The organism is Sphingomonas sp. IW22 (assembly GCF_041321155.1).
GTDB lineage: Bacteria > Pseudomonadota > Alphaproteobacteria > Sphingomonadales > Sphingomonadaceae > Sphingomonas.
This window is the reverse complement of the sequence record NZ_JBGGWB010000001.1, coordinates 1,083,025-1,109,117: the sequence shown is the minus strand read 5'-3', so window position 1 is coordinate 1,109,117 and position 26,093 is coordinate 1,083,025. Positions and strand designations below refer to the sequence as shown.

The 26,093-nt window shown below is 64.8% G+C and carries 24 protein-coding genes; 13 read left to right on the top strand and 11 right to left on the bottom strand.

Going from position 1 to position 26,093, the window contains the following annotated elements; all coding sequences use genetic code 11:
• The gene (locus ACAX61_RS05590) at window positions 1-258 is read left to right on the top strand and encodes a hypothetical protein (protein WP_370713803.1); all 258 of its coding nucleotides are present in this window, start codon (window positions 1-3) and stop codon (window positions 256-258) included.
• Window positions 255-614, top strand: a complete 360-nt coding sequence (locus ACAX61_RS05585; RefSeq protein WP_370713802.1) for a hypothetical protein — start codon at window positions 255-257, stop codon at window positions 612-614. Before ACAX61_RS05590 ends, ACAX61_RS05585 begins: the two co-directional genes overlap by 4 nt.
• 29 nt (window positions 615-643) lie before the next feature.
• On the opposite strand, the gene ACAX61_RS05580 is transcribed toward ACAX61_RS05585, so the two are convergent.
• The 4 genes from ACAX61_RS05580 to ACAX61_RS05565 form a co-directional block, all read right to left on the bottom strand.
• Window positions 644-1,060: a response regulator gene (locus ACAX61_RS05580; protein ID WP_370713801.1), complete on the bottom strand. Its 417-nt coding sequence runs from the start codon at window positions 1,058-1,060 to the stop codon at window positions 644-646.
• 82 nt (window positions 1,061-1,142) lie between these two features.
• On the bottom strand, window positions 1,143-1,775 hold the full coding sequence (locus ACAX61_RS05575; protein WP_370713800.1) for a response regulator transcription factor: 633 nt from the start codon (window positions 1,773-1,775) through the stop codon (window positions 1,143-1,145).
• Window positions 1,768-1,992, bottom strand: coding sequence for an ATP-binding protein (locus ACAX61_RS05570; RefSeq protein ID WP_370713799.1), 225 nt, complete (start codon window positions 1,990-1,992; stop codon window positions 1,768-1,770). The genes ACAX61_RS05575 and ACAX61_RS05570 overlap by 8 nt, the downstream gene beginning before the upstream one ends.
• Window positions 1,993-3,447 (bottom strand): PAS domain-containing protein, encoded by a 1,455-nt coding sequence (locus ACAX61_RS05565; protein WP_370713798.1) that lies wholly within the window; start codon window positions 3,445-3,447, stop codon window positions 1,993-1,995. It lies immediately after the preceding gene.
• A gap of 370 nt (window positions 3,448-3,817) precedes the next feature.
• Between ACAX61_RS05565 and ACAX61_RS05560 the strand changes: the two genes are divergently transcribed.
• Window positions 3,818-4,771 (top strand): L,D-transpeptidase, encoded by a 954-nt coding sequence (locus tag ACAX61_RS05560; protein ID WP_370713797.1) that lies wholly within the window; start codon window positions 3,818-3,820, stop codon window positions 4,769-4,771.
• A 114-nt stretch (window positions 4,772-4,885) separates the two neighbouring features.
• Here ACAX61_RS05560 and ACAX61_RS05555 read toward each other — a convergent pair whose 3' ends face one another.
• A complete protein-coding gene (locus ACAX61_RS05555; protein ID WP_370713796.1) occupies window positions 4,886-5,608 on the bottom strand; it encodes an alternative oxidase in 723 nt (240 codons plus the stop codon).
• Window positions 5,609-6,071: 463 nt separating this feature from the next.
• Here ACAX61_RS05555 and ACAX61_RS05550 point away from each other — a divergent pair, with 463 nt between their 5' ends.
• On the top strand, window positions 6,072-8,735 hold the full coding sequence (locus ACAX61_RS05550; RefSeq protein ID WP_370713795.1) for a cation-translocating P-type ATPase: 2,664 nt from the start codon (window positions 6,072-6,074) through the stop codon (window positions 8,733-8,735).
• 272 nt (window positions 8,736-9,007) lie between these two features.
• Here the strand turns inward: ACAX61_RS05550 and ACAX61_RS05545 are convergent, their stop codons facing one another.
• Window positions 9,008-10,009, bottom strand: coding sequence for an SMP-30/gluconolactonase/LRE family protein (locus tag ACAX61_RS05545; RefSeq protein ID WP_370713794.1), 1,002 nt, complete (start codon window positions 10,007-10,009; stop codon window positions 9,008-9,010).
• A 319-nt stretch (window positions 10,010-10,328) separates the two neighbouring features.
• Between ACAX61_RS05545 and ACAX61_RS05540 the strand changes: the two genes are divergently transcribed.
• Window positions 10,329-12,659, top strand: coding sequence for a PAS domain-containing hybrid sensor histidine kinase/response regulator family protein (locus ACAX61_RS05540; protein WP_370713793.1), 2,331 nt, complete (start codon window positions 10,329-10,331; stop codon window positions 12,657-12,659).
• A gap of 123 nt (window positions 12,660-12,782) precedes the next feature.
• Here the strand turns inward: ACAX61_RS05540 and ACAX61_RS05535 are convergent, their stop codons facing one another.
• Window positions 12,783-13,172: a response regulator gene (locus ACAX61_RS05535; RefSeq protein ID WP_370713792.1), complete on the bottom strand. Its 390-nt coding sequence runs from the start codon at window positions 13,170-13,172 to the stop codon at window positions 12,783-12,785.
• Window positions 13,144-15,000, bottom strand: a complete 1,857-nt coding sequence (locus tag ACAX61_RS05530) for a PAS domain-containing sensor histidine kinase (RefSeq protein WP_370714913.1) — start codon at window positions 14,998-15,000, stop codon at window positions 13,144-13,146. The genes ACAX61_RS05535 and ACAX61_RS05530 overlap by 29 nt, the downstream gene beginning before the upstream one ends.
• Between ACAX61_RS05530 and ACAX61_RS05525 the strand changes: the two genes are divergently transcribed.
• The gene (locus ACAX61_RS05525) at window positions 14,899-15,186 is read left to right on the top strand and encodes a hypothetical protein (RefSeq protein ID WP_370714984.1); all 288 of its coding nucleotides are present in this window, start codon (window positions 14,899-14,901) and stop codon (window positions 15,184-15,186) included. The genes ACAX61_RS05530 and ACAX61_RS05525 overlap by 102 nt on opposite strands.
• Window positions 15,187-15,215: 29 nt before the next feature.
• Here ACAX61_RS05525 and ACAX61_RS05520 read toward each other — a convergent pair whose 3' ends face one another.
• Window positions 15,216-15,458 carry a hypothetical protein gene (locus tag ACAX61_RS05520; protein WP_370713791.1) on the bottom strand — a complete coding sequence of 81 codons (243 nt, stop codon included), beginning with the start codon at window positions 15,456-15,458 and terminating at the stop codon, window positions 15,216-15,218.
• Between ACAX61_RS05520 and ACAX61_RS05515 the strand changes: the two genes are divergently transcribed.
• The 3 genes from ACAX61_RS05515 (at window position 15,457) to ACAX61_RS05505 (ending at window position 18,172) form a co-directional block, all read left to right on the top strand.
• Window positions 15,457-15,657, top strand: a complete 201-nt coding sequence (locus ACAX61_RS05515; protein ID WP_370713790.1) for a hypothetical protein — start codon at window positions 15,457-15,459, stop codon at window positions 15,655-15,657. The two genes, ACAX61_RS05520 and ACAX61_RS05515, sit on opposite strands and share 2 nt — an antisense overlap.
• 85 nt (window positions 15,658-15,742) lie before the next feature.
• Window positions 15,743-16,135, top strand: a complete 393-nt coding sequence (locus ACAX61_RS05510) for a MerC domain-containing protein (RefSeq protein ID WP_370713789.1) — start codon at window positions 15,743-15,745, stop codon at window positions 16,133-16,135.
• Window positions 16,136-16,258: 123 nt separating this feature from the next.
• On the top strand, window positions 16,259-18,172 hold the full coding sequence (locus ACAX61_RS05505) for a CocE/NonD family hydrolase (protein ID WP_370714912.1): 1,914 nt from the start codon (window positions 16,259-16,261) through the stop codon (window positions 18,170-18,172).
• Between the two features lie 18 nt (window positions 18,173-18,190).
• On the opposite strand, the gene ACAX61_RS05500 is transcribed toward ACAX61_RS05505, so the two are convergent.
• Both ACAX61_RS05500 and ACAX61_RS05495 read right to left on the bottom strand, forming a co-directional pair.
• Entirely contained in the window at window positions 18,191-19,513 is a 1,323-nt protein-coding gene (locus tag ACAX61_RS05500) for a sensor histidine kinase (protein ID WP_370713788.1), read from the bottom strand.
• The gene (locus tag ACAX61_RS05495; RefSeq protein WP_370713787.1) at window positions 19,510-20,163 is read right to left on the bottom strand and encodes a response regulator transcription factor; all 654 of its coding nucleotides are present in this window, start codon (window positions 20,161-20,163) and stop codon (window positions 19,510-19,512) included. Before ACAX61_RS05495 ends, ACAX61_RS05500 begins: the two co-directional genes overlap by 4 nt.
• 75 nt (window positions 20,164-20,238) lie before the next feature.
• On the opposite strand from ACAX61_RS05495, the gene ACAX61_RS05490 reads away from it, so the two are divergent.
• From ACAX61_RS05490 to ACAX61_RS05475, 4 genes are read left to right on the top strand one after another with little or no spacing between them, the layout of a single operon-like run.
• The gene (locus ACAX61_RS05490) at window positions 20,239-21,333 is read left to right on the top strand and encodes an efflux RND transporter periplasmic adaptor subunit (protein WP_370713786.1); all 1,095 of its coding nucleotides are present in this window, start codon (window positions 20,239-20,241) and stop codon (window positions 21,331-21,333) included.
• Window positions 21,333-24,404 carry an efflux RND transporter permease subunit gene (locus ACAX61_RS05485; protein ID WP_370713785.1) on the top strand — a complete coding sequence of 1,024 codons (3,072 nt, stop codon included), beginning with the start codon at window positions 21,333-21,335 and terminating at the stop codon, window positions 24,402-24,404. Before ACAX61_RS05490 ends, ACAX61_RS05485 begins: the two co-directional genes overlap by 1 nt.
• Window positions 24,401-24,700, top strand: a complete 300-nt coding sequence (locus tag ACAX61_RS05480) for a DUF3240 domain-containing protein (RefSeq protein ID WP_370713784.1) — start codon at window positions 24,401-24,403, stop codon at window positions 24,698-24,700. The genes ACAX61_RS05485 and ACAX61_RS05480 overlap by 4 nt, the downstream gene beginning before the upstream one ends.
• Window positions 24,697-25,923, top strand: a complete 1,227-nt coding sequence (locus ACAX61_RS05475) for a TolC family protein (RefSeq protein ID WP_370713783.1) — start codon at window positions 24,697-24,699, stop codon at window positions 25,921-25,923. The genes ACAX61_RS05480 and ACAX61_RS05475 overlap by 4 nt, the downstream gene beginning before the upstream one ends.
• Window positions 25,924-26,093 lie beyond the last annotated feature (170 nt).

The following is a 26,093-nucleotide window of genomic DNA, read 5'->3' as shown; positions in this document are numbered from 1 at the left end:
TTGGAATACCCAGATGCTATAAACACCGCGCGTATGCAGCGCGCTGTCGATTTAGCTCTTCATCTCAACAATTATCGTAGTGATAACCTTTCGGTATTGGTGGGTGAGGCGGTGGATAGAACCTTTTGCACTTGCGTGACATATGCAGAAGACGCTGCGGAGGGAAGACTTTCTGGAATTCACAAAGCATTGATCGACGCCGTCATGGCAAAAGTCCTGACCGAACGCGATCAATCGAGCAAGGACGAACAGACATGACGGTATCGGCTGCGAATTTGCACGAGAGGTCCGACCTTCGCGAGCAGGCCTTGTCGCGATGGGATAACGAGGGCGGGGCATTGTCGCACCATGTCGCCGCATCGGCCCCCCTGGCCAGCCACGCGTTGTCGACGGCAGAATTGGTCCATCTGCGTGTTCGCGTGATCGCGCTGGAGAACATCGTGCTGGCGCTGCTTGCCCATGCGACGGCGGATCAGCGCGCGCTGGTGACCGACGTCGCCCAAATCATCCGCCCGCAGCACGGCACGGTTCCGCATCCGCTGACGATCGAAGCCGCCAATCTGATCGATGCGATGGTCGAACGATCGCTGCGGTTGGCACCGCCCGCGGCATAGGTGGCGGGCGACGCCGCAGCGCTCAGCTTCTAGCAATTCCAGCCGGCCCAACCTCGGTCGATCGACCCCGCGATCGCCGTCAGTAGCGCACCGTCGCTGATGTTTCGCGCAAGCACGATATCCCCGTGGCGTTCGGCCTCACGGAGCATCGGGCTACCGGGCGCGAGGCCGTCGAGCAGCAGCGCTTTGCCGCGCCAGCCGCTTGCCCGCATTTCGCGAAGCAGCGCGGGGCCGTCGATATCTTCCATCTCCAGGTCGAGAATGATGCACGGATAATCGCGGGAGCGGGGATCAGCGAGCAACGCGGCGCATGTTGCATAGGATCGTACGTCATAGTCCTGCGACCGCAGCATCAGCTGCCGCGCATGACGGACTGCGGCGTCGCCGTCGACGAGGGAAACGCCGATCGTTTCCGACAACGGATGTTCGGTGGTGGCAATGTGCATGCGAATATCCTTGGGTTTGTCCAAGGATCGCACGCTGACCGGGCCGCGTCTGTACGTAGAAGGCGAGGGCGGCGTTCGGCGATCAGCCGGATTGCGCGTCCTCGCCCAGCCCGGCGGCGAACGCGATACGCAGGACATCGGACAGGCTGTGCGCCGACAGCTTCTCCATCAGGTTCGCGCGGTGAACTTCCACCGTTCGGGTGGCAATGCCAAGATCGAAGGCAATCAGCTTATTGGGCCGCCCCAGCACCATGCCGTCCAGCACGTCGCGCTCGCGTGCCGTCAGCGCCGCCAGCCGGACGGTCGCTTCTGCGGCGGCGAGCTGTGAGCGGTCGTTGCGGCCGGACTGGCGCAACGCTTCGTCGATCGCCGCCAGCAACGCCGTGCGCTCGAACGGCTTTTCCAGGAACTCGATCGCACCTGCCTTTACCGCGCGCACTGCGAGGGCTACGTCGCCGTGCCCGGTCAGGATGATGATCGGGAGCATGATGCCGTGTTCGGCCAGCCGCGCCTGCACCTCAAGCCCGTCGATTTCGGGCATGCGGACGTCGAGCAGCACGCAGCCGCGCATTTCGCGCGTTGCCGCCTTCAGGAACTGCACGCCGGACGCATAGGTTTCGACGCCGTAATCGGCCTTGCGCAGCATGAAACCGACCGACTGTCGGATCGCCTCGTCGTCATCGACGATATGGACCGTGTGTGCGGGATCAGCCAATGTCGGCTCCTGCCAGGGGAACGCAGAAATGGAAGGCGGTGCCGGACTTGGCGCCCGCCTCTGCCCAGATCCGGTCGCCATGCGCTTCGACGATCGTCCGGCAGATCGAAAGACCAAGTCCCATGCCGTCTTCCTTTGTCGTGGCGAAGGCATCGAACAATCGGTCCTGGATGTCGGCGGCAATGCCCGTCCCGGTATCTTCCACCGTTACGCGCACCTAGCCGTCGCGATCGGCGGCGGTCGCGATGGTGAGGTGCTTGCACGGCGTCGACGCCATCGACTGGATCGCATTGCGAATCAGGTTGACCAGCACCTGCTGGATCTGGACGCGATCGACCAGCACGGTGTCGAGGCCCGCGGCGATCGTCATCGTCACGTCGACGCCAGCCTCGTGCGCGCCGAGTAGTGCGAGGCTGGTGGCCTCCTCGACAAGCTCATCGAGCCGTTCGGTCTTGAACCCCGTGTCGCCCCCGTCGACGAAGGCGCGGAGCCGACGAACGATCGTGCCGGCACGAAGCGATTGGGCCGCGGCAAGTTCCAGTGCCTCGGCCACTTCGTTAAGCAGAGTGTTGTCGGTATCTCCGATCATGGCACGCGTCGTTTCGAGATAGGCGGAGATCGCGGTCAGCGGCTGGTTGATTTCATGTGCGAGCGTCGAGGCGATGGTTCCCATCGCACTGACGCGGGAGACATGGATGAGTTCGGACTGAAGCTCTTTCATCCGGCGGGCGGTTTCCTCGCGTTTCGTCAGATCGCGAATGAACCCGGTGAAGATCCGCTCACCCCCGATCGACGCCTCGCCGACCGCGAGTTCGATCGGAAAGGTTTCTCCGTTGGCGCGCTGCGCTGTGGCGACGCGGACGTTGCCGATGGTGTGCGGTATCCCGGTCTCCAGATAGGTGCGAAGATGCTGGTCATGATCGCGCCGATCGGCGGGCGGCATCAACATGCCGACATTGTGTCCGACGACATCAGCCTTGGCGTAGCCGAACAAGCGCTCTGCGGTGGGGCTGAACGACGACACGATACCGCGTTCGTCCATCACGATCATGGCGTCGGGAACGGTGGCCAGGATCGATCGCAGATGATGTTCCCGGCGAAGGACGGCCATTTCCGACGCCTTCTGATCGGTAATGTCCCGAATGACCTTTCCGAATCCCCGCAACTCGCCGGCCTCGTCACGCAGCGCCGTTATCGTGACGTTTGCCAAGAACTCCGACCCGTCCTTGCGGAGGCGCCAGCTGTCCTCCTCGATGCGGCCCAGGGCGGCGGCGCGTGCCAGATCGTCGGCTGGCTTGCCCACCGCGACATCATCGGGCGTGTAGAAGGCTGCGAAGCTGCAGCCGATGATCTCAGCCTCGGTCCAGCCCTTCATGCGCTGCGCCCCGCGGTTCCAGATCGTCACGCGCCCTTCGCGGTCCAGCATGTAGATCGCATAGCCGGTCGCGCCGTCAATCAGCAGGCCAAGCTCTTCCGCAACGACTGCCGACCTGCGGGCCAGGGCGTCGGCGTCCGGCAGGCTGCCGGGGGACAACGCATCGTTCATGCCGGTGCCGCTCTGGCGCGACAGGTCGTGGGAATGGGCATCGATACGTCCGCCGTTGGTCCGGTGCGGCCGTCGACCATCGACAGTGCGCGAAAGGTCAACGAACCGCACCGGGTTATGACCCAAGGTCAGGAAATCGGCCCCGGAAGGCACTCCCTACAAGCAGCCGCCCGTTCACGGTAATCGCCCGCCAAGAGAAACGTCGCATTGCACGGCTCACGGCTTGTCACCTCGATGTTCGACGCGGTCCTGCTCGTTTCCCCGGCACGACGATATTGTGGTTTACGCACCATCGCGCTCGCCGCGCACGCGTATTTGCCGATGCTGATATGCGCGCTCGTTGCCCGCTAGATCAGCTCCATCCTCCTTCCCATGCGCTGGAGGTCGCGCGGCATTGGCCGCCGGATCGGATACCAAACGCCATGACCATTACACCCACCTGGGAGGCGTCGCTTACGGCCCTCTATCGCCCGATACGCCAATTGGCGGACATGACGTGAGGCGCAGGGTCATCCCGGCGCTCCTGATCGGCATGGCGATGCCGGTTTCGGTCGGCGCACAGACGGTGCCGATCACCACCACCGACGGTCGGATAGAGGCGCTGGCTCCGGGCGAGTATCTCTGGGCACCCGAGATCGCGCCTGAAGGACCGGTCACGATCATCGTCAGCCTCAAAACCCAGAAGGCTTATGTTTATCGCAACGGTGTCGCGATCGGCGTATCGACGGTGTCGACCGGCACGGAGGGACACGCAACGCCGACCGGCGTCTTCACGGTGCTTCAGAAGGATGCGGATCACGTGTCCAACCTCTACAACGACGCCCCCATGCCGTTCATGCAGCGGCTGACATGGGACGGCATCGCGATGCACGCCGGCAATCTGCCGGGCTTTCCGGCATCGCATGGCTGCATCCGAATGCCGCTGGATTTCGCAAAGCTGCTGTTCGCCTTGACCAAGACCGGGGTCACGGTCGTCATCACCGACGACGCGCTGGTCCCCGTCGTGGTCGCCACCCCTTCGCTGCTCGCGGACGGCGACCGCCGCGCGTCGTCGAAACAAGCGTTCGTATGGCAACCGGCGCTATCGCCGACCGGTCCCATATCGATTGTCGTCAGCGGGCGAGACAAGCGGGTCGTGGTCCTGCGAAACGGCGTCGAGATCGGATCGAGCGCAATCGCCCTTGATGCGCCAATCGACCACACGGCGGCGTTTACGCTCCAGTCGATCGATACGCAGGGTGAGCATTGGCTTCGCCTGCCGCTTCCGGGGGAAACCCAAAGCGGTGAGCTGAGCGGGGAGGATCGCGCCAAAGGCCGGTTGCCCGAGGGGTTTCGCGCCGCACTGGCCACGGTCCTTACCCCAGGTGCGACGTTGCTGGTAACGCGCGAGACATTGGCAAGCGCCAGCACCGGTACGGCCGTGACGATCATCGAGGCAGAACGGCCGTAGTTTGACGGGAGCGCCAGTCATCGCCCGGATGCAACACTGCAAGCCGGGCGATCGACGAGACAAGCTCTTGTTATGCCCACAAGATGACCGGCCACGTCAGGTTAGCCGCTAGGCCTATGCCGTTTCGCGCAGCTCCGTGGCATGGATGGGATAGGGTGCGATCTTGCGAACCTGTGCGTCACCGCCCAGGCTGCTGGCGAAGCCGTGATTGACGTCGCGGTGATGCGCCTCGTCGGCGCGGACGACGAGCACGACATCGCGCAGCGTCGCTTCATCGGCCATCTGCCAGTAATGTTTGGCGATCGCGGGCGCCGGGACGTTGGGTGAGCGCCCTTCGTCGATCTCCTGCAGGTAAAGCGTGTAGCTAGTGACCGCCTCTTCCTCGAAATAGCCGACGACCCGGTGGGCCGTTCGCGAGGAAAGCAGGTACAGGATCGAGAACGCGACCAGGAAGACGCCTTGGACGCTCAGAATGACCATGCGCTCGAACCAGGTCGGCTTGGCGATCTCGATGAACGTCATCAGGTGCATCCGCTCGTTTTCGGCTTCCTCCATCAATGTCCGGATCCAGCCTTCATCGTCGCGCATCCGTCGCAGGCAGGTCAGGTGCGTGAACATCGCGCCGACCATGCCGGGCACCGCCGCTACCGTCTCCAGCACGATGGCACGGTGCCCGTAGCGTTTGGCGAAGAAGGTATCGGCGCTGAACCGCAGCAACTTGGTAAAGCCGAGGGCGAAGCGATCGGAAACGCCGTTCGGGGCGTGATGCACGACCGGTTCTGCGGCCCGCTCGTCTTCGAGCGCTCGGGCATCGGGCGTGAGGATGGAATTGACCATGTGCATGTCCTTGATGGCAGGGATACCCGCCGATGGGACGAGCCGAAGCGCAGACGGCCAGCGGAGATGCCGGCGCCCGTCCTGTCGGAGACGGCCTTGCCACTTGTCGAATCTGCTGGGCAGCATCGGAATCCACCTAGAGACACGGTTGAGGCGGCGCGCTGTGAACCGCCCACGTCCAGACAGCCGCAGCGACCTGTGCGTTGACGGTTGCGAATATCCGTCTGCGTAGTTCCCGAGGCTCCTCGCCGGGTTAAGCCATGCGTAGACCATAGGTCAGAATGAAGCGGTCGGGCTCAACCATCTTTTTCGGGGTCTGATCGATCTGACCCGCGAACGCTCGCCATCATGCAGGCAAGTTCCTGGATGTTCCCGGCTCTTCCCCATGAGGTCGCTGCGACCAGAGCGCCGAGCCGATGGACGCTGACCTAACCAGACGCTGCTTCCAAAGGGGATTTCCGCCGTGACCATCATCCATCCGGTCGATCGCGCGCGCGCCGGGACGACCGGCAACGACCGACGTGACTGGCACGCCGCGTCCGTGCCCGACACGATGGCGCGGGCCGGCACATCGAAGGGTGGTCTGACCGCGCAAGAGGCGGCCGTGAGGCTGGAGCGCGATGGGCTGAACGAACTCGCGCCGCCCTATACGCCGTCGATCTTCCGGCTTTTCCTGAAACAGTTCAACAGCCCGCTGATCTATTTGCTGGTGGCAGCGGCCGCCGTCTCGCTCGCTCTGAGCCATATGACCGATGCCGCGTTTATCGGTCTGGTCCTCCTCGTCAATTCCGTGATCGGCACGGTGCAGGAGGGCAAGGCTGCGGCCAGTCTGTCAGCCTTGCGGCACATGATCGGCCACATCGCGAAGGTCAGGCGCAGCGGATCGGCTGCGGCGATCGATGCGCGTCACATCGTTGTCGGTGATGTCGTCGAAGTCGAAAGCGGTATGTCCGTGCCCGCTGACATTCGGCTATTCTCGACCAGCGACCTGCGGATCGACCAGTCGGCCTTCAGCGGCGAATCGGCACCTGTCCGCAAAAGCGAAAGCGACGTTCTCAAACCGAAAACGGCCATCGGCGATCGCACGACGATGATCCTTGCCGGCACGACGGTCGATCGGGGTCGCGGCACCGGCGTCGTCGTGGCGACGGGAAGTGCGACCGAGCTGGGCGCAATCGACGCGACGCTGCGGACGACCGCGCCGACACTGCCGCCATTGGTCCTTTCACTCCAACGCCTCGCCCGACAGATCAGCATTGCGACGGTGGGTCTGATCATCCCCTTTGCGATCATTCTATTGTGGCAGGGCAGGCCGAGCGACGAGGTCCTGATCCTCGCGGTTGCCCTGGCGGTGTCGGCGATCCCGGAGGGGCTGTCGATCGCAGTCACGGTGGCGCTGGCGGCGGGCAGTCGCCGGATGGCCAGCCGCAACGTCATCGTCCGATCGCTGCCCGCCGTCGAAGGTCTCGGCGCATGCACGATGATCGCCAGCGACAAGACCGGCACGCTGACCCAGAACATCCTTTCGGTCGAACGGATCATCCTTGCGGACGGCACGGCATTCGATCGGGCGGGCTGGTCGGCGGACGATGCTGCGCTTTCGGCGCTCAGGCGGGCCGCCGCAGTGTGCAACGATGCCGCGCTCGACGCCAAAGGCGACCTGCTAGGCGACACAGTCGACGTCGCGCTGCTCCGCATGGCGCTTGAAGGCGGGGAGGACATCAACCGCCTGCACAGCCTCAAACGAACCGCAGAATTACCCTATGAGCCGGCCCGCAAGTTTTCGAGTGTCGCGCTCGATGATGAGGGCATTCATCGCCTTTACGTCAAGGGTGCACCCGAAACGGTGCTGCCGATGTGCGACGACATCGACACTCGCGCGGTCGCCGCCGCCGAGGATATGGCACGTGACGGCTACCGCGTGCTGGCGATCGCCGCGTCGCCGCCGGATGCAACCGGGGGCGGCACGGTATCAGCGCCAGCGCATCTGCGCCTGCTCGGCTGGGTGGGGCTGATCGACCCGGTTCGCCCCGAAGTCCCGGCAGCCATCGTCGCATGTGGCGAGGCGGGTATCGCAGTGCGTATGGTGACGGGCGACCATCCCGGCACCGCGCTGACCATCGCAAGGCAGCTTGGCATCGAAGCCCAGGCGGCTCAGGTCGTTACCGGAGGCGACATGGCCGACCTGGCCGGGCAGCCCGAAGAATTGACCCGTCGCATCCTCGCCGGTCGCGTCTTTGCCCGGATCGAGCCGAACCAGAAGCTGCGGATCGTTCAGCTCCTGGCCGAAAGTGGTGAGCGGGTCGCAGTGACGGGCGACGGTGTCAACGACGCACCGGCCCTGCACGCAGCCCATATCGGGGTGGCGATGGGTCGCTCAGGAACCGACGTCGCCCGCGATGCCGCCGATCTGGTGCTTGCCGATGACAATTTTGCCTCGATCGTCGCAGGCGTCGAGGAGGGGCGGGTAACGTACGCGAACGTCCGCAAGATCGTGATCTTCCTGATCACGACCAGCATCGCCGAGATCGCCATGTTCCTGGGTGCCGTCGCAACGGGCCTCCCGATGCCGCTGACCGCCATTCAGCTTCTCTGGCTGAACCTCGTCACCAACGGCGCGCAGGACGTGATGCTGGGCTTTGGCCGGGGGGAGGGGGACGAACTGAAACAGGCACCCCGGTCTCCGTCGACGCCGTTGCTGGACCGCAGCGCGTTCGCGCTGATGATACCGCCCGCCCTGACGATGACCGTACTGGCGCTCGTCATGGCCTATGATATGCGCGAACTGGGCCGGCCGCTGGCGGAAATTCAGAACGGCGTGCTGCTGATGGTCGTGCTGTTTCAGAACGCCTACGTCCTCGCCATGCGCAGCGAGCGTCGCTTGATCTGGCGCGAGCCGCTCTTCTCCAACCCGTGGCTTCTGCTCGGTGTCGGGACGGCGCTTTGCCTGCAACTGACCGCCATGTTCTGGTCGCCGCTTGGCAGTCTGCTCGGCACCGGACCGGTCAGCCAGCGCACACTTCTGTTCTGTTTGGTTGCGACCGGGGCAACGCTGCTGATCACTGAGGTGACGAAGATGATCGTCGCCCCCCGCAAGGCAGGATTATCGCGCATTTCAGATGCGTGATAATCCTGACCTCCGATGCGGCATGACGGCATTTTCGTTGCCCGTTTGGGAAGTTGGAAGACGCACTTTCGGCCCTGAAAATGCGACGGCCGGGGCGATAGGTAGCGATTGATCCTGAAATCACAGCTTTTAAACGGGGCTAAAATTTCTGAATGAAATCAACAGCTCGAAATTTTGACGGCACATGTAGCGGCATCCGAAAGCCGGAAAAATGTTTTAATGTGAAAAACCAGATAGTTATGGTGTGAGCGCACAATCGAGTGGGAGTGATTTCAGCTCCCGCGCAGTGATACGCGCAGGATGCGGTCGTTTGCTGCAAGAAACAGCGCGCGACCGCCTTCACCAAAGGCGCAGTTTGCGATTGGTGCCCCGTGTTCGATCAGGCCCAGCGGCTCTGCCTTGGGCGTCATCAGCATCATGCCGCCCGGCACCGAACATATCAGCGTACCGTCGGTGGCGACCTTCATCCCGTCGGGTAGGCCCTGTCCCCCCTTGGCCAGCATCGGTCGCGCATCCAGAAGGATGCGTCGCGCGCTCGCGGTACCGCTCGCATCCAGATCATAGGCCATGATCCGGGGCGCCACCTCGTCCGAGACTGAGACATATAGTTGTCGTTCATCGGGCGACATCGATATGCCGTTGGGTCGGGTAAGGCTTCCGTCGATCAGATGGACGGTGCCACCAGGCCGGCGGCGATAGACACCGTGGACGGGCTGCTCCCTCAGCAGTGACTTGTCGCCGCCCGTCAGGCCATAGGGCGGATCAGTGAACCAGATGGAGCCGTCGCGTGCGACATGCAAATCATTGGGGCTGCTGAAACGCTTGCCTGCATAGCGGTCGGCCAGCACGGTGCGGCGCCCGGTTGCCAGATCGACCCGATCGATCGTCCGCCCGCCGCTATTGGCGATCAGCAACCGGCCATCTGCATCGAGCGCGAGCCCGTTGGCGCCCGGTTCGCGGACCAGCGTCGGATCGGTGCCGCCAGCGCCGGATGGATCCAGCGCGACCGACACGCCGCGACCGGGTTGCCAGCGCCGAACAATATTAGCGGGCGGATCGGAGAAGAGCAGATAGCCGCCGCGCGGCACCCATAACGGTCCCTCCGCCCACTGAATGCCAGTGGCAATCACCTCTGGCTGGGTGCCGGGCGCGATTATCCCGTCCAGTTTGGGCGAGAGGCGGCGAATGCGCGGAGTGGTCGCCGCCCAGGCGCTGGCAGGTGCAGCGAACAGCGCGAGGCTGGCGGCAAGAACGGAGCGGCGCGAATGGGTCATGCCATCAACATGCGGAAAAGCCGATATGCCTGCAAGGCGACGCCTCGTCGGGCATCCGACACCGCTCCGAGCTCTGACGCCAAGCGCCGCCAGAAGATCGTTTCGTAGCCCCAAGCGATTGTTTTCGCGGTCATGTTCGCGCGCAGGCTTTCACTTGCCCGTCAGGGGCGCTAGCGCTGCTCGGTCATCCAATATCCAGCCATCGGCGCCCGACATGCAATATCAGCAATCTTGCCTCGGTGGCGGCGGTGAAGCCGGCGAAGTGCTTCGTGCCATTGACTGGGCGAGCAATCCGTTAGGCCCGGTCGACACTTGGCCCATGTCGCTGCAAAGTTCGGTGCGGCTGATGCTTGGCTCGGAATTCCCGATGATGATCCATTGGGGACCGGACCTCATAACCTTTTACAACGATGCCTATGCGCCCAGCCTTGGGCACAAACATCCTGGCAATCTGGGACGGCCAGCACGTGAATGGTGGTCCGAGATGTGGGATCAGCTGACTCCAATCTTTGACAAGGTGCTGGCAGGCGGCTCTTATTTCGTCGAGGATGCGCGGTACACGCCCGATCGGACCGGAACGCCGGAAGACGCCTTTTTCACCCATTGTCACAGCCCGCTTTGGGACGATGAAGGGCGGGTCGCTGGTATCTTTCTGGTCGTCACCGAAACGACCCGCCGCCTTACCGCAGAACGGATGCTGAGCGAGAGCAATGCACGGCTCGAGCGCGAAGTTGCCGCTTCCCAGCAACAGGGAGAGCGGCTGGCGGCGCTGGTCAGGGCGTCTTCGGAAGTGCTTTATTCGCTGAGCGCGGACTGGGGGGAAATGCGCCAGCTGTCCGGTGGATCGTTCCTAGCCGACACGCGAACCGCCAATCCCCGGTGGCTAACCGAATATATTCCTGCCGATGAGCAGCCCCGCGTATCGGCAGCGATCCAGCGGGCGATAGAAACCAAGTCGCTGTTCAACCTGGAGCATCGCGTCAACCGTGCCGATGGCAGCGTGGGCTGGACCCAGTCCCGCGCGACGCCGCTGTTCGATGCTGAGGGCGAGGTCGTTGAGTGGTTCGGCGCAGCAGCAGACGTGACAGAGCGCAAACGGTTGGAGACCGAGCTTCAGGCGCGCAACGAGCAACTGGCAAATGACGTGACGATGCGGACAGCCGAAAGGGACCGGCTGTGGGAAACCTCTCCCGATCTTTTGGTCGCGATTGGCTTCGATGGGGTGTTCCGTAAGGTCAATCCGGCCTGGACCACGATCCTTGGCTATTCGCCGGAAGAGTTGATCGGACGTCATCTGAACGAATTTGTGATCCCGGAGCATCACGCCAAGACGCAGGAAGCGCTTCAGGTGCTGGCAACCGGCGGTCAGCCGGCCATCGAGAACCGGTATCGGCACAAGGACGGCTCGCTGAGGACCATCTCGTGGGTGGCGGCACCGGCGGATGACGTGACCTATGCCACCGGGCGCGACGTGACAGCTGCCAAAGCAGCCGCGGAGGCACTTCGCCAGGCAGAAGAACAGCTGCGCCAGGCACAAAAGGCGGAGGCGGTCGGTCAGCTGACGGGCGGCGTGGCGCATGACTTCAACAACCTGTTGACCGTCATCCGCGGCTCCGTCGATTTGCTGCGCCGACCCGGCCTGAGCGAAGAACGGCGCAATCGCTATATCGACGCGATTGCCGACACGTCGGAGCGGGCATCGCGGCTGACCAGCCAGCTTCTTGCCTTTGCGCGACGTCAAACCCTCAAGCCCGTCGTCTTCGACGCGGGCAAAAGCGTTACCAATCTGGACGACATGATCCGCACCCTGACGGGATCGCAGATCGAGGTTCTGCTTGATGCAGGGGGAGAGCAATGCCCTGTGAACGCGGATCCAAGCCAATTCGACACCGCGCTGATCAACATGGCCGTCAACGCGCGCGATGCGATGAACGGGGTGGGAAAGCTGATCGTTCGGGTCCGGTCGGCAAGTGGCATGCCTGCGATCCGGGGCCACGCAGCCGTGTCGGGAGCCTTCGTTGCGGTTTCCATCTCCGACAACGGCAAGGGCATAGCGCCGGAACATCTCGACCGCATTTTTGAACCGTTCTTCACGACCAAGACGGTGGGGCAGGGTACCGGCCTCGGCCTCAGCCAAGTCTTTGGCTTTGCAAAGCAATCCGGTGGCGAAATAACGGTCGACAGCGTTGCCGGACAGGGCGCGACCTTTACGCTTTTCCTCCCCAGATCATCGGCTGTCGAGGATATTCAGTCGGATGAAGCCGGCCCAGCATCGCCATTGGGCGAGGGCGCCTGCGTGTTGATCGTCGAAGATAACGGCGAAGTCGGTCAGTTCGCGACCGATGCTCTGGCCGAACTTGGCTACAAGACCACTTTGGCAGTCAACGCCCGTGACGCGCTGGACATGCTGCGGGCAGGCGACGGACAGTTCGACGTCGTGTTTTCGGATGTCGTGATGCCGGGCATGTCCGGCGTTGAGTTGGGCCAGGAAGTAAACCGGCTATATGAAGGGCTGCCGGTGATTCTGACGAGCGGCTATAGTGCGGCACTGGCACAAAACGGAACGCAGGGTTTCGAGGTGCTCCAGAAACCCTATTCGGTTGAAGAACTCGCTCGCGCCCTTTTGAAGGCGACAAGCCAAACCAGGTAGCGGCTGACCGGGGGGCGCAAGCCGCCGCTGTTACCCCTGGATGGCAGCTTTGCCTGCGACGCATCGGAAGCCAGTACTGTCGTAATGGTCGGGGGAGGTTCCTTTAGGGAGCCTCGCACTCGTTCAAGCAACGGGCGGGCAAAGATGCGCGGCGGCGGCCTGTTGTAAGGACGCCGGAGTGAAGGGCTTGCTCAGGCGTGGGGCGGCGGCAAGATACGGATCGGCCAGGCTTCGCTCGACATAACCGGTGACCAGCAAATGGCGGATGCCGCTTTCCTGAAGCTGCTTGGCAACAGCGCCCGATAATTCCCCGTCCAGGTTGCCGTCCAATGTCACGGCGTCGGGCTGTAGTTCGTTGATCGCACGCAGGGCGTCGCCGACCGTGCCGGTCACCGCCACGACATTCGCGCCTATGTCGATCAGTACGTCCTCGATCGTCATTGCGATCAGGGTTTCGTCCTCGACGACAACGATCCGAAGGCCGTTAAGGCAGGACAGATTCACGTTCTCCACGACCAATTTCCTTCGCAATGTGAGGATTGCCGTCCGTTTCGAGCGGAAACACCAATTGCCACGTTAGAAAGGATGCACCTGTCTGGCGTGTGGCGGTTCCGCGCAGGTCGTTGGATACACAACGCCGGATAAGGCGGGTGCCGAACCCTTCCGACCCCATTACGGGAGCTGAAAGGAGGTCGCGCTCGTGCCAGTGCAGTTCGACCCGCCCGCACCCTTTGTCGATCGCCCAGCTGATTTCAAGCCGTGCGCCTGAATTGGCGAGCGCACCATATTTGACCGCATTGGTGGCCAATTCGTGCAGGATCAGGGCCAGCGCGATGCCCTGTCGGACGCTCAGTTCGAATTCCTCGCCGCACACGCTGACCGTATCGCCCCGGCTGCCGAACGGTGCCAGTACCAGCTCGACCAGCGCCTGCATCGAGACGCTTGACCAGTTGCTCTTGAGCAGCAGCGAATGTGCCGCGGCCAGCGCCTGAAGCCGCCCTTCGAACGCCGCGCGAAAATCTTCAAGCGAGCCTGCTCGGCTCAGGGTTTGCAGGGCCATCGCTTGAACGACCGCCAGCACGTTCTTCACGCGATGCGACAGTTCAGCCACCAGAACGCGTTGATGATCCAGCAGCCTGACCTGCTCATCGATATCAATGATCCCCACCACGCCCGCGATCAGCTGATCATGTTCGTCACGGATCGGCGCGCCCGCGATGCGAACCCAGCGCATGGAGCCGTCACCGCGCCGGTAATGATAGTCGCCCTCCGCGGGGCGGCCCGTCTGCAGCACTTTGGCAAGCGGATATTCGGCACCCGCCACCCGCGCGCCGTCGGCGTGATAACTCTCCCACTCCCGATAGGCCTCGGTATCGGGGGACGCGATTGGTGGGTGACCGAAAATCGTCTCGGTAGCGCGATTGGCAAAGGTGATCATGCCTGACGGCGCTTCGCCCAGCACGACGCCGATCGGCAAGCTGTCAAGGATTGCACGCAGGCGGCTTTCACTGTTCGCAAGCGCCGCTTCCGCACGGGCGCGCTCGGCGGCGTGCCAGGCGCGATCCAGGGTTTCCTGAGCGATGCTGATGTCATCGAAGGACCAGTCGCGGGGCTGATCATCGGCCACGAACATCAACGCCCGCGCCTTTCCGGCCCGCATAAGGGGAATATCGAGCGAAGCGCGCGCACCAAAGGCTGCATATGCTTCCTGCGCCATTATGTCGGCGGTACGCGGGTCCGTTCGAACGTCCCGGACCGTGACGATTTCGCCGCGAAGCATTGCGGCGAAACGCTCTGCCCCGGCAGAAGGCTGGTGATGCCGGCCGATGGTGGACGGAATGGTGTCAGCCTTGCGCCATTCGCTTTGGACGACCGTATGTTCCTCGTCGGCCTGTAACTCACCGACCCCGACAAAGATTGCGCCGAGTTCGTGCCCCAGTGCTTTGCATGCAGCGGTCACCGCGTCGCGGGCCGTGGGCGCATCTCTAAGGCTTGCCTCCAGCGCGAGCAGATAACGCTGGCGGTGTTCTGCACGCCGCAATTCATCCTCGATCGCGCGCCGTTCGGTAACGTCGGTTCCTGAACTCAAAGTACCGGTGATCCGGCCGTCGCCGTCGCGCAGCATGGTGTTGCGCCATTCGATCAGGCGAACCTGTCCGGTTGCCGTGATTACCTCATTTTCATAGCGATGCGGCGATGCGCCGTCGCCTGCAAGGACCGCGTGAAACACGGTTCGCATATGATCCCGGTGATCGGGTCGAATAGCAGTCTCGAACCAGTCGCGACCCTCCAACGCGGCGGCGCTTTCATAACCGAGGACTTCGGCACCTTTGCGATTGATGCGCTGTATTCGAGCCTGGCGATCAAGAACGACGATGATGACGTCCGCGATTTCGAGATAGACGTCGAGGGAGTCACTCCGGTCGGGCACTTACTGGCTTTCGCAGTTGCGCCGAGCAAAATCGTCGCGGGCAGGACGACGATCGCGCCTGACGGCCGGTTGGACCGAGAATATGCAAATGCCTGATCCCAACGGCCTCGTCCTGCCTTTTCGTATCATGCAACTGCGCGGGATTGCCGGCTATCCGGCGCCGATCCGGTGCTGTCGGCCCCGATGCTGTTCGGCGGTTCGTAAGCTGGCCGCCATTCCGGCATATCGCCATGGTGCAGCGGCGGCGCATTCTGGTGCGCAGGCATCCGTCGGATCATCAACGGCGCGCCCGTCGCGGGCCGGGTGCGCTTGGGCATGTCGATCACTGGCATGATGGTGGGTAACGCAATGCTTGCAATCCGTTTCATGGCCGATCTCCTGACCACACCCGATGGCTTTCGATTGGTAATCCTTCCCCTGTTCGACCGGGGAAAGCATGAACGCAGTGATGGAAAAGTCGTTTCCACGGATCGGATAATTGAGGATTTCCCGCCCAACATAGATTATGGAGGTGCAGCTTTGTGTGCCGCAGATAGGGCGTCGGATCGCGTGCTCTCAACGATCTGAGTTGCAGAAGCGCCATCTTACCCCCATATGATATGTTATCACAACACATCGAGGTCTCGATAATGGCTGGGAACGAGCGAATCTCATGTCCGGCGTGAGAAGGCAGCGTTGGTTCGACGGCATTGCGATCGCGGCATCATCGGCGTGTTTGGTCCATTGTCTGATCCTGCCCGGTCTACTGGTGGCTATTCCAGCGACCGCCGCATGGTTGGCGATCCCGGAAAGCTTCCATCTGGGTGCATTTCTATTTGCTATCCCAACCAGCCTTGTCGCGCTTGCGATCGGGTTCAGGGGGCACGGCCGGTGCCTGCCGATGACGATTGCGATCATTGGCCTGTTGCTGCTCGGCGTTGCGGCTGTGCCGCTGGCGGAAACCGTGGTCGAAACACCGATTTCGATTTTCGGCGCGGCGGCGCTAGCGATCGCGCATGTCGCCAATCTGCAAGCGCGGCGCCGGGTGGTTGCCTCAGATACGTGATTCATCGGTTTGCGAATGTAGTCGAAACCCGCGAGCGATGCGGTAATGGCGGGCAGGTCGTGCGTCTTTGACCCATGTGACGGGCGGCTTGCGAGACAAGGGGTGGCGATGATGAAGCAGACGATGAATTTTCGATCCTATCGCCGACGTGCAGCAGCGCTGATGCTACTGCCGTTATTGTTGGCAAGCGGTGCGACTGCCCAGCAGGCGTACCCCGCCAGCGATATTCCGAGCGATTTCACCCCGCCCATCGACGCGCGCGATTATGTGAAGCGCGAAGTGATGATTCCGATGCGCGACGGGGTGAAGCTGTACACCGTCATCGTTTATCCTAAGGGCGTGACCAACGCGCCGATCGTGCTGACGCGCACGCCCTATAACGCTGCGGGTCGCGCGAACCGGATGGACAGCCCGCACATCCTGTCCACGCTGCCGCTGGCCGATGAGCCGTTCGTCAAGGCGGGCTATATCCGCGTCTATCAGGACATTCGCGGCAAATACCGGTCGGAGGGCGATTATGTCGTCACTCGGCCCGTGCGCGGTCCGCTGAACCCGACCGAAACCGATCACGTCACCGATGCATATGACACGATCGACTGGCTGGTGAACAAGGCCAACCTGCCCGAATCCAACGGTCGCGTCGGCATGATCGGGTCGAGTTACGAGGGGTTCACCGTCGTGATGGCGCTGCTCAACCCGCACCCCGCGCTCAAGGTCGCGGCACCCGAAAGCCCGATGATCGACGGCTGGATGGGCGACGACTGGTTCCACAACGGCGCCTTTCGTCTCGCCAATATCGGCTGGATCGGATCACAGACGGGCTACAAGGGCACGGGACATGATCCCGCGACCGGCATCTATGACAATTACGAGGAGTTCCGCCGGCTTGGCGGCGCCAATGAATGGGCCAAGGCATCCGGCTTTGACCAGTTGCCGGCATGGCAGAAAATGGTCGCGCATCCCGCCTATGATGCTTTCTGGCAGGGACAGGCGCTGGACAAGCTGGTCGCGGCCAATCCTTCCAACGTGCCCACCATCTGGGAACAGGGACTCTGGGATCAGGAGGATATCTACGGCGCGGTTCATGCCTGGGAAGCGTTGAAGGCCAAGGGCAAGACCGGCAATAATTTCCTGGTGATGGGGCCATGGCGGCACAGCCAGATCAATCGCGAAGGGCGCGAGCTGGGGCCGCTGAAATGGAATGGCGACACAGCCGCGCAGTTTCGCGAGGAAATGGTCGTGCCGCTGTTCAACCAGCATCTGAAGGACGGCCCGCCCGCCAACCTGCCCGCCGCGACCATCTATAACACCGGCGAGAACAAGTGGGAGCGCTTTGCCCAATGGCCGCTGGCGTGCGAGCAGGGATGCGCTTCACCGCTCAAGCCCATCTATCTTCAGGCCGATGGCGCGCTGGGCTTCGACAAGGGTGCGCGCGGGGGCGACAGCTATGTCTCCGATCCAGCGAAGCCGGTACCGCACCTGCCGCGACCGGTGAATTTCAGCGACGGCCGCTGGCCCGACTGGCTTGTCAGCGACCAGCGCCATGCCGATGGTCGCCCTGATGTGATAACCTATCAGACGCCGGTGCTGACCAAGCCGGTGCGGCTGGCGGGCGCGCCCTTTGCCGACATCTACGCAAAGACCACGGGGACCGACGGCGATTTCGTCGTCAAACTGATCGACGTCTATCCCGATGAGGTCGCCAGCGATCCCAAAATGGGCGGCTATCAGCTGGCGGTCAGCCTCGACATCTTCCGCGGCCGTTACCGCGACAGCTTCGAGAAGCCGAGTGCGATCCCGTCGGGCAAGGTACAGCGTTATCGCTTCCGCCTGCCAACAGTGAACCATGTGTTCCAGCCGGGTCACCGCATCATGGTGCAGGTGCAGTCCAGCCTGTTCCCGCTCTACGACCGCAACCCCCAGAAGTTCGTTCCCAATATCTTCCTGGCGAAGAAGGACGATTATCAGGCGGCGACCGTGACGCTGGAACGCGGCGGCAATGCGGCGAGCGCGGTGTGGCTCCCTGTTGTGCAGTGATGCTGCGGGCGTGATTGCCTAAAGGCGCGGCGGGCCGGACAGCGTGACGCGCGCTTCCAGCCCGCCAAGCGGGGAGCGGCCAAGTTCAAACCGGGCGTCGTGGATGCGCGCCAGGTCTGCAACCACGGCCAGCCCCAGGCCGGTGCCAGGCGTTGCGGGGTCCAGCCGCCCACCAATCGCAAGCGCCGCCGCCCGGCGATCCGGAGCGATTCCGGGCCCGTCGTCGCCCACCGCGATGCCGCCGGCGGCGATCGTCACCGCGACGGTGGAACGCGCCCATTTACAGCCATTGTCGATCAGGTTCGACAATATCTCCGCCAAATCCCCCTCGTCGATCGGCAATCGCAGCGTTGGCGGTACGTCGATGCTGAAGCGGATATCACGGCCTGCGTGCAGGCGCCGCATCGCGCCCGCAATCTGTTCGACCAGTGGCGCGACATGCGCCAGCGTTCCGCCGCCGCGCGTGCCGGCAATTGCCGCGCGCGCCAGATGGTGATCGATCTGGCGCTGCATCACGGCGCAACGCGCGAGCAGGAAATCGCCTGCTTCGACATCGCCGCGCAGGCGAAGCTGCTCTGCTTCGTCACTGATCAGCGCCAGCGGGGTGCGCAGGTCGTGGGCCAGATTGCCCGCCTCTGTCCGCGCGCGCGCGATCAATTGGGCCTGCCCCTCCAGCAACGCGTTGAGCCGGGTGACGATGGGCGCGAATTCGGTCGGAGCATCGGTGGGCAGTCGTGCAATCTCGCCATGGCGCAGCCGGTCGATCTCGTCGCCCAGCCGCCGGACCGGGGCAAAGCCGAACCGCACCAGCAGCACCGCGCCCGCCATCAACAGCAGGCCGACGATCGCAATAGAGCGCAGCAGGTCGCTCCGGAACCGAGACACCTGCGTCTCCAGAAGCGAGCGTGCCGATGCGATGCTGACGATCAGCGTGCCGCCATCGGGGCTGCGATGGCGCACGCTGCGCTGAAGCACGGGTGCGTCCGCGACCTGTCGCTCGACCCACGCCTCCCCGACCACTGGCGCCAGCCGGTTATTCTGTAGCGACGGCGAGCGCGCCAGCGTGTCAGCGCCCTCCACCTGCCAATAGAGGCCCGATCCCGGCACGTTGAACAATGGGTCGGACAGCGGCTGGGCGACGCCCACCGTTCCGTCGGCGACAAAGGTCATCGCCACCAGCTCTTCCAGATGGTGGTCCAACTCTCCCTGAAAACGTGCGGTGGTGTGGACGCGGTAGAGGTGGCCGATGAACAGGCCTGCCAGCATCATCGCCAGCGCGACCCCCGCGACCGACCCCAGGATCAGCCGGAGCCTGAGGCTGTTGAGGTCGGGGCGCGTCACGGCGCCAGCCTGTAGCCCATGCCGCGCATGGTCATGATCCGGTCTCGGCCCACCTTGCGGCGCAAACGGCCGACCAGCACCTCCACCGTATTGGCGTCGCGTTCGGTATCGACGGGGTAGAGGCCGTCCAGAATGGCCGCGCGCGTCAGTGTCCGGCCTGCATTGTAAAGCAGCATCTGCAACAGCCGAAACTCGCTGGCGGTCAGCGCAAGCGGGGCGTCGTCCAACCATGCTTCGCCGCTGGCGGTGTCGAGCGCCAGTGCGCCCGCAACCAGCCGAGTGGCGCTGTGCCCCGCCGCGCGGCGGGCCAGGGCGTGGAGGCGAGCAACCAGTTCTTCGGTGCGGACGGGTTTGACGATGAAATCATCGGCGCCGGCGTTCAGCCCCTCCACCTTTTCCTGCCAGCTGCCGCGGGCGGTCAGGATCAGGATCGGCACGCCGAGCGCACGGGCGCGCAGCCGGCGGACCAGTTCGATCCCGGACATGCCCGGCAGGCCGATGTCCACGATCAGCGCGGTGAAGCCGTCGCTGGCGAAATCCAGCGCGTCCTCACCATTGGCGGTGTGTTCGCACGTCATGCCGTGGCGGGACAGGTTGGCGACCACGCGCTGCGCCAGTTCGGCTTCGTCCTCGACCAGCAGGATTCGCATCGCGGCATCCTGACAGCAAAATGACAGGAAAGGCCAGTAGATGCTGCACCCGCGAACGCCATTCCGGGGGGTTTCATGTATCGTTCAGCGCAGGTGCCGGCTCTGGCGCTGCTTTGCCTGATTGGCGCCTGTTCGGCCGGTGAGGAACCGGCGGGCGATAACGAGGCGCAGGTCGCCGCCCCGCGCGCGGCCGATGGCACGATCGCGCTGACGGCCGCCCAGCTGGAGCGTTCGGGCATCCGGTTCGCGGCGGTGGAGGCGGCCAGCGAAGTGCCGGTCGCAACCGTCCCCGCCACCGTCGCGCCGCCGCCCAACTCGCGCGTCGCGGTTGCCGCCGTCATCCCCGGCGTCATCACCCGGACCCATGTGGTCGAGGGCGACAGCGTGCGCGCGGGTCAGCCGCTGGCGGAGGTTGCCGCGCGCGAAATGTTCACCATCGCCGCCGGTCTGGATCAGGCATCGGCCCGTGTCGCGGTGGCGCGCGCCAATGACCGGCGTCTGGGCCAGCTTGCGCGCGAGGGCGTGATCGCGGGCGCGCGCGCCGAGGAAGCGCGCGCCGCGTTTCGGGAGGCGCAGGCCGAGCTGAACGAACAGCAGCGACTGATCCGGCTGGTCAATGGATCACCGGCGCGCGGCACCTATACGCTCACCTCGCCAATCGCTGGAAAGGTGACGACGGCGTCGGTGCAGACCGGCTCCCCGGTCAGCGAGGCGACCGCCGCTTATGTGGTCGACGCGACCAGCCGTTATGAACTGACCGCGCAGCTGCCCGAACGGCTGGTAGGGCAGGTCCGCCCCGGCATGGCGGTGGCGCTGGACGGCGATGTGCGCGGGGAAGTGACGAGCGTCGGCAGCGTGATCGACCCCCAGACGCGCTCCGCGACGCTGCGCGCGCGTATTCCGGCGGCACCGGGCGTGGTTTCGGGCCGTGCGACGGCAGCGACCGTGCTGGCGCCCGCGCCGGAGGGCGCGGTGACCGTGCCCAGCCGCGCTCTGGTCGAAGTGAACGGCGCGCCGACCCTGTTCGTGCGAACGGATGCGGGTGTCGTCGCGCGGCGCGTGCAGCCGGGCATGACCGCAGGCGAATGGACGGTGATCGTCCGCGGCCTGAAACCCGGTGAGCGGATCGCGGTGGAGGGCACCGCCGAACTCAAGTCGATGGCGAACTGATGCTGCGCGCGCTGGTCGCCTGGTCGCTGTCCTATCGTGTGCTGGTCCTGGTGCTGACGCTGGTCGTCGGCGGGCTTGGGGCATGGGCCTATTCCGCGCTGCCGGTCGATGCCTATCCCAACATTGCCCAGACGCAGGTCAAGATCATCCTGAAGGCACCCGGCATGACCCCCGAAGAGGTCGAGACGCGAGTGATCGCGCCGACCGAACTGGAGATGCTGGGCCTGCCCAATCAGGCCGTGCTGCGATCGACCGCGAAATACGCGATCGCGGACATCACCATCGATTTCACCGATGGCACGGACATTTACTGGGCGCGCCAGCAAGTCGGCGAGCGGCTGGCCAGCGTGATGGGCGAATTGCCGCAGGGCGTTGAGGGCGGCATGGCCCCGATTTCGACGCCGATGTCGGACGTTTTCATGTTCACCATCGACGGCCCCTTGTCGCTGACCGAAAAGCGCGAACTGCTCGACTGGACCATCCGGCCCGCGCTTCGCACGGTGCCGGGCGTGGCGGACGTGAACGCGCTGGGCGGCCATGTCCGCACGTTCGAGGTGCGGCCCGACCCGGTGGCGCTGGCGGCTGCGCGGCTGTCGGTCGACGACCTGCGGGAAGCGATCGAGCGCGGCAATCGAAACGATGGCGCCGGGCGGCTGGGCGCGGGGGAAGAGGCGCTGATCGTGCGCGCCGTCGGTGCGGTTCAGGATGCCGCCGACCTTGAGCAGATGGTCGTGGTGGCGCGCGACGGGCGCATCGTGCGCGTGGGCGATGTGGCACGCGTGGGCACGGGATCGCTGACCCGTTATGGCGGTGTGACGGCGCATGGCGATGGCGAAGCGGTGCAGGGGCTGGTCATCGCGCTGCGCGGCGCCGATGCGCGAAAGGTCGTGGACGGCGTGCGCGAACGGCTGGCGGAGGTCGAACGCAGCCTTCCCGCCGGAACGAAGCTGACCATCTTTTACGACCGTTCCGACCTGATCCAGCGGGCTGTCGGGACTGTGCAAAAGGCGCTGATCGAAGCGACAGTGCTGGTCGTCGTGCTGCTGATCCTGTTTCTGGGCGACTGGCGCGCGGCGGCGATCGTCGCGGCGACGCTGCCGATGGCGGCGCTGCTGACGTTCCTGTTCATGGCGGGCATGGGCCTGTCGGCCAATCTGATGAGCCTGGGCGGGCTGGCCATCGCCATCGGCATGCTGGTCGACGGCGCGGTCGTCGTGGTCGAGAATGTCGTCGACCGGCTGAACCACGCCAAGGACGATCATGCGCCGCGCCTGAACATCGTGTTCCGCGCAACCGCCGAGGTCATCGTGCCGGTATCGGCGGGCATCGTGATCATCGCGCTGGTGTTCCTGCCGCTGCTGTCGCTTCAGGGGCTGGAGGGCAAGCTGTTCGCGCCGGTCGCGCTGACGATCATGTTCGCGCTGGCGGGGTCGCTGCTGCTGGCGCTGACGCTGGTGCCGGTGCTGGCATCCTATGGCCTGAAGAGCGGGCATCATGGGGAGCCATGGGTCATGCGCCAGCTGGCGCCCCGCTATGCCGCGCTGCTGTCCGGTGCGTTTGCGCGCAAGAAGCTGGTCTATGCGCTGGCCGGGCTGGGCCTGGTGCTGGCGGGGCTGGCCTATGGCGCGGTTGGCAAGACGTTCATGCCGACGATGGACGAAGGCTCCGTCGTCATACAGGTGACCAAGCTGCCGACCGTCGGGCTTGGCCGGTCGCTGGCGCTGACCAGCCGGATCGAGGCCGAGCTGAAGCGGCGCGTGCCCGAAGTGACCGGCGTGATTTCGCGCACCGGCACCGACGAGATCGGGCTGGACCCGATGGGCCTGAACGAAACCGACCTGTTCGTGACGCTCAAGCCGTCCAGCGAATGGCGCGGCGAGCGCGATTTCGTGGTCGAGGAGATGCGAAAGGCGCTGGACGGGATGCCGGGCGTCGAGCCGACCTTTACCCAGCCGATCGAAATGCGCGTCGCAGAGATGCTGACCGGCGCGCGCGGCGACCTGGCCGTCAAGATCTTTGGCCCCGATCTGGCGACGCTCGCCGATCTGGCGGGCAGGGTGCAGGGCGTGCTGCAATCGACGCCGGGCGCGGCAGAGGTGACGACGGTCGCCAATGACAGCGTCGATTATTTCCAGCTCGACATCGACCGCGCCGCCGCCGGCCGGGCGGGTATGCCGGTGGAGACGTTGCAGGACACGCTGCGTGCCCAGCTTGAGGGGCTGCCCGCAGGGATTGTGGTCGAGGGGACAAAGCGGGTGCCGGTGGTGATCCGCGGCGACGATACGGTCCGCAACGATGCCGCGCGCTTTGCCGACCTTCAGGTGACGACGCCGACCGGCGAGCTGGCGCGCGTCAGCGACCTGGCCCGCATCGCGCGGACGCAGGGGCCGATCCGGCTGGATCACGAAGCGGGTTCGCGATACGCGCTGGTGCAGGCGTTCGTGTCGGGCCGCGATCTGGTCGGTTATGTCGACGAGGTGAAGGCCAAGGTCGCCGAACAGGTGCCGCTGCCGCCGGGTTACCGGCTGGTGTGGGGCGGCCAGTTCGAAAATCAGCAGCGTGCATCGGCGCGTCTGATGCTGGTGATCCCGGTCGCGCTGCTGCTCATCTTCTTCGTGCTTTACGCCACGCTGAAGTCGATGCGGGGTTCGTTGCTGATCCTGGCCAACATCCCCTTTGCGGCGGTGGGCGGCATCGTGTCGCTGTGGATCGCGGGCGAGTATCTGTCGGTGCCCGCATCGGTCGGCTTTATCGCGCTGTTGGGCATCGCGGTGCTGAACGGCCTCGTCCTCGTCGCCTATTTTCGGCAGCTGCGCCACGACGGCATGCCCATGGCGCGGGCGGTGCGGATGGGGGCGGAGCGGCGATTGCGGCCGGTGATGATGACGGCGACGATCACCGGCTTCGGTCTGGTGCCGCTGTTGTTCGCCACGGGGCCGGGTTCGGAAATCCAGCGGCCACTGGCGATCGTGGTGATCGGCGGCCTGGTCACCTCAACCCTGCTGACGCTGGTGCTGTTGCCGATCCTGTATGAACGGTTCGGCGAAAGCCGGCGGGAGGCGATGGCATGACCCGCCAGTTGCTGACGATCATGTGCGCCGCGCAGGATGCCGAGGCCATAGCGCGGGCGCTGGGTGCGCTGACCCAGGCGCCGGTCCACCAACGGCGCGAAGCGGTGCTGGGCCGCGATTTCGACGATGCGGCTACTGGAGAGCGGGTGTCGGGCACGCTGGCGCGCATGGCGGTCGAGGTGGAATTGGGGGCCGCGCAGGTCGCGGATGCGGTGGCGGCGGCGCGGGACGTGCGGCGGCGGCTGCCCTTTCGGTGGCGCACGGTCGCCCTTGTCGATGGAGGACGCGTCGAATGAAGTGGGCCGGTCTTCTGCTTGTTGCCGCGTCGATGCCGGCGCTGGCCCAGACGGCGCCCGCCGGCGACCTGCCGCCGCCCGAACTGGTCAACCGCGCGCTGGATGCGCAACCGGGGGTGCAGGCGGCCGAAGCGCGGGTCGACGCCGCGCGTGCGGAGGGCGATGCCCTCAGGCGCGGGGATCATGAAATCATGGCGCAGGGCACCCTGTCGCGTCGGCGGGTCGACGGAGACGGCGACTATACCGAATATGACACCACGATCAGCCGCGCCTTTCGCCTGCCGGGCAAGGCGCGGCTCGACCGGCGGGCGGGCGAGCTGGGCGTCGATGTTGCGCGCAACAATATGGAGGATGCGCGGCATCAGGCGGCGCTGACGCTAGCGACGCTCTGGTATGACTGGCTGACGGCGGGCGAATTATATCGCAACGCGGGTGCGCTGGTCGCCAATCAGCGCGAGCTGTCGCGCACGACGCGCCGTCGGGTCGATCTGCGCGATGCGGCGCAACTGGATCTCGATCAGGCGGAAGCGGCGCTGGCCATGGCGGAGGCGCAGCAGGCGGATGCCGCCGCGCAGCGCGATCGCGCGCGGGCCTTGCTGGCGGCGCGGTTTCCCGACCTGCCGCTGCCGCCCGAACCGCCGCGACTGGCCGATCCGGCGTTGCCGGGGGAGGGGCTTGAGCGGCTGCAAACGCTGATCGTCGAGCGGAGCCATGAGATCGGTGCCGCTGTCGGCACAGCGGAGCGGCAGGCGGTGCTGGCGCGGCGCGCGCGGCGCGACCGGTTTGCGGACCCGTCGCTTGGCCTTCGCCTGTTCAGCGAGCGCGGTGGGCAGGAACAGGGCGCGGGGCTGTTCGCGTCACTGCCGCTGGGCGGTGGCCATCGCCGCGCGCTGGCCGACCAGGCCGCCGCCGAAGCGGGCGCGGCTGAGGCGGAGCGGCTGAGTGTGGAGCGTCTGGTCGCGGGCAATGCCGCCGCCGATGCCGCCGAGTTCCGATCCCGCCTGCTGGCATGGGAAGCGAGCCGCGCCGCCGTTCGCCGTGCGGAGGCCAGTGCCGCCCTGTCCGGGCGCGGGCAGCAACTGGGCGCGATCGATCTGGCCGACCGGCTTTATGCCGAGCGCCAGGCCAATGAAGCCCGTGCCGATGAAATCGCCGCGCGTGCGGCAGCGGCGCGGTTGTTGCTGAAGCTGCGGATCGACGCGCATGTGCTGTGGATCGACTGAGCGGCGACCGTTGATCCGCACGCACGGGCTTTCGGCGCACCCACCCCGATTTCGATAGGGCCGCGCCGTGCGGATTCGCCTGAAAAGGCCGGATTTGCTTGCAACCCTGCCCACCTCTCGGCGATTGGTTATGCAGACCGGCTAAAGCCGGCAACCGCAGGAACAAGTCG

Excerpts from the sequence above, each read along its gene's own strand:
- ACAX61_RS05495 (WP_370713787.1), bottom strand. The coding sequence starts at position 20,163 with ATGCGAATCCTGCTGGTCGAGGACGAAGCCGAACTGGCGCAGCGCGTG.
- ACAX61_RS05475 (WP_370713783.1), top strand. The coding sequence starts at position 24,697 with ATGAAGTGGGCCGGTCTTCTGCTTGTTGCCGCGTCGATGCCGGCGCTG.
- ACAX61_RS05555 (WP_370713796.1), bottom strand. The coding sequence starts at position 5,608 with ATGGTCAATTCCATCCTCACGCCCGATGCCCGAGCGCTCGAAGACGAG.
- ACAX61_RS05480 (WP_370713784.1), top strand. The coding sequence starts at position 24,401 with ATGACCCGCCAGTTGCTGACGATCATGTGCGCCGCGCAGGATGCCGAG.
- ACAX61_RS05505 (WP_370714912.1), top strand. The coding sequence starts at position 16,259 with ATGAATTTTCGATCCTATCGCCGACGTGCAGCAGCGCTGATGCTACTG.
- ACAX61_RS05490 (WP_370713786.1), top strand. The coding sequence starts at position 20,239 with ATGTATCGTTCAGCGCAGGTGCCGGCTCTGGCGCTGCTTTGCCTGATT.
- ACAX61_RS05485 (WP_370713785.1), top strand. The coding sequence starts at position 21,333 with ATGCTGCGCGCGCTGGTCGCCTGGTCGCTGTCCTATCGTGTGCTGGTC.
- ACAX61_RS05525 (WP_370714984.1), top strand. The coding sequence starts at position 14,899 with ATGATCCCGGTGATCGGGTCGAATAGCAGTCTCGAACCAGTCGCGACC.
- ACAX61_RS05540 (WP_370713793.1), top strand. The coding sequence starts at position 10,329 with ATGTCGCTGCAAAGTTCGGTGCGGCTGATGCTTGGCTCGGAATTCCCG.
- ACAX61_RS05520 (WP_370713791.1), bottom strand. The coding sequence starts at position 15,458 with ATGAAACGGATTGCAAGCATTGCGTTACCCACCATCATGCCAGTGATC.
- ACAX61_RS05515 (WP_370713790.1), top strand. The coding sequence starts at position 15,457 with ATGGCCGATCTCCTGACCACACCCGATGGCTTTCGATTGGTAATCCTT.
- ACAX61_RS05580 (WP_370713801.1), bottom strand. The coding sequence starts at position 1,060 with ATGCACATTGCCACCACCGAACATCCGTTGTCGGAAACGATCGGCGTT.
- ACAX61_RS05545 (WP_370713794.1), bottom strand. The coding sequence starts at position 10,009 with ATGACCCATTCGCGCCGCTCCGTTCTTGCCGCCAGCCTCGCGCTGTTC.
- ACAX61_RS05585 (WP_370713802.1), top strand. The coding sequence starts at position 255 with ATGACGGTATCGGCTGCGAATTTGCACGAGAGGTCCGACCTTCGCGAG.
- ACAX61_RS05510 (WP_370713789.1), top strand. The coding sequence starts at position 15,743 with ATGTCCGGCGTGAGAAGGCAGCGTTGGTTCGACGGCATTGCGATCGCG.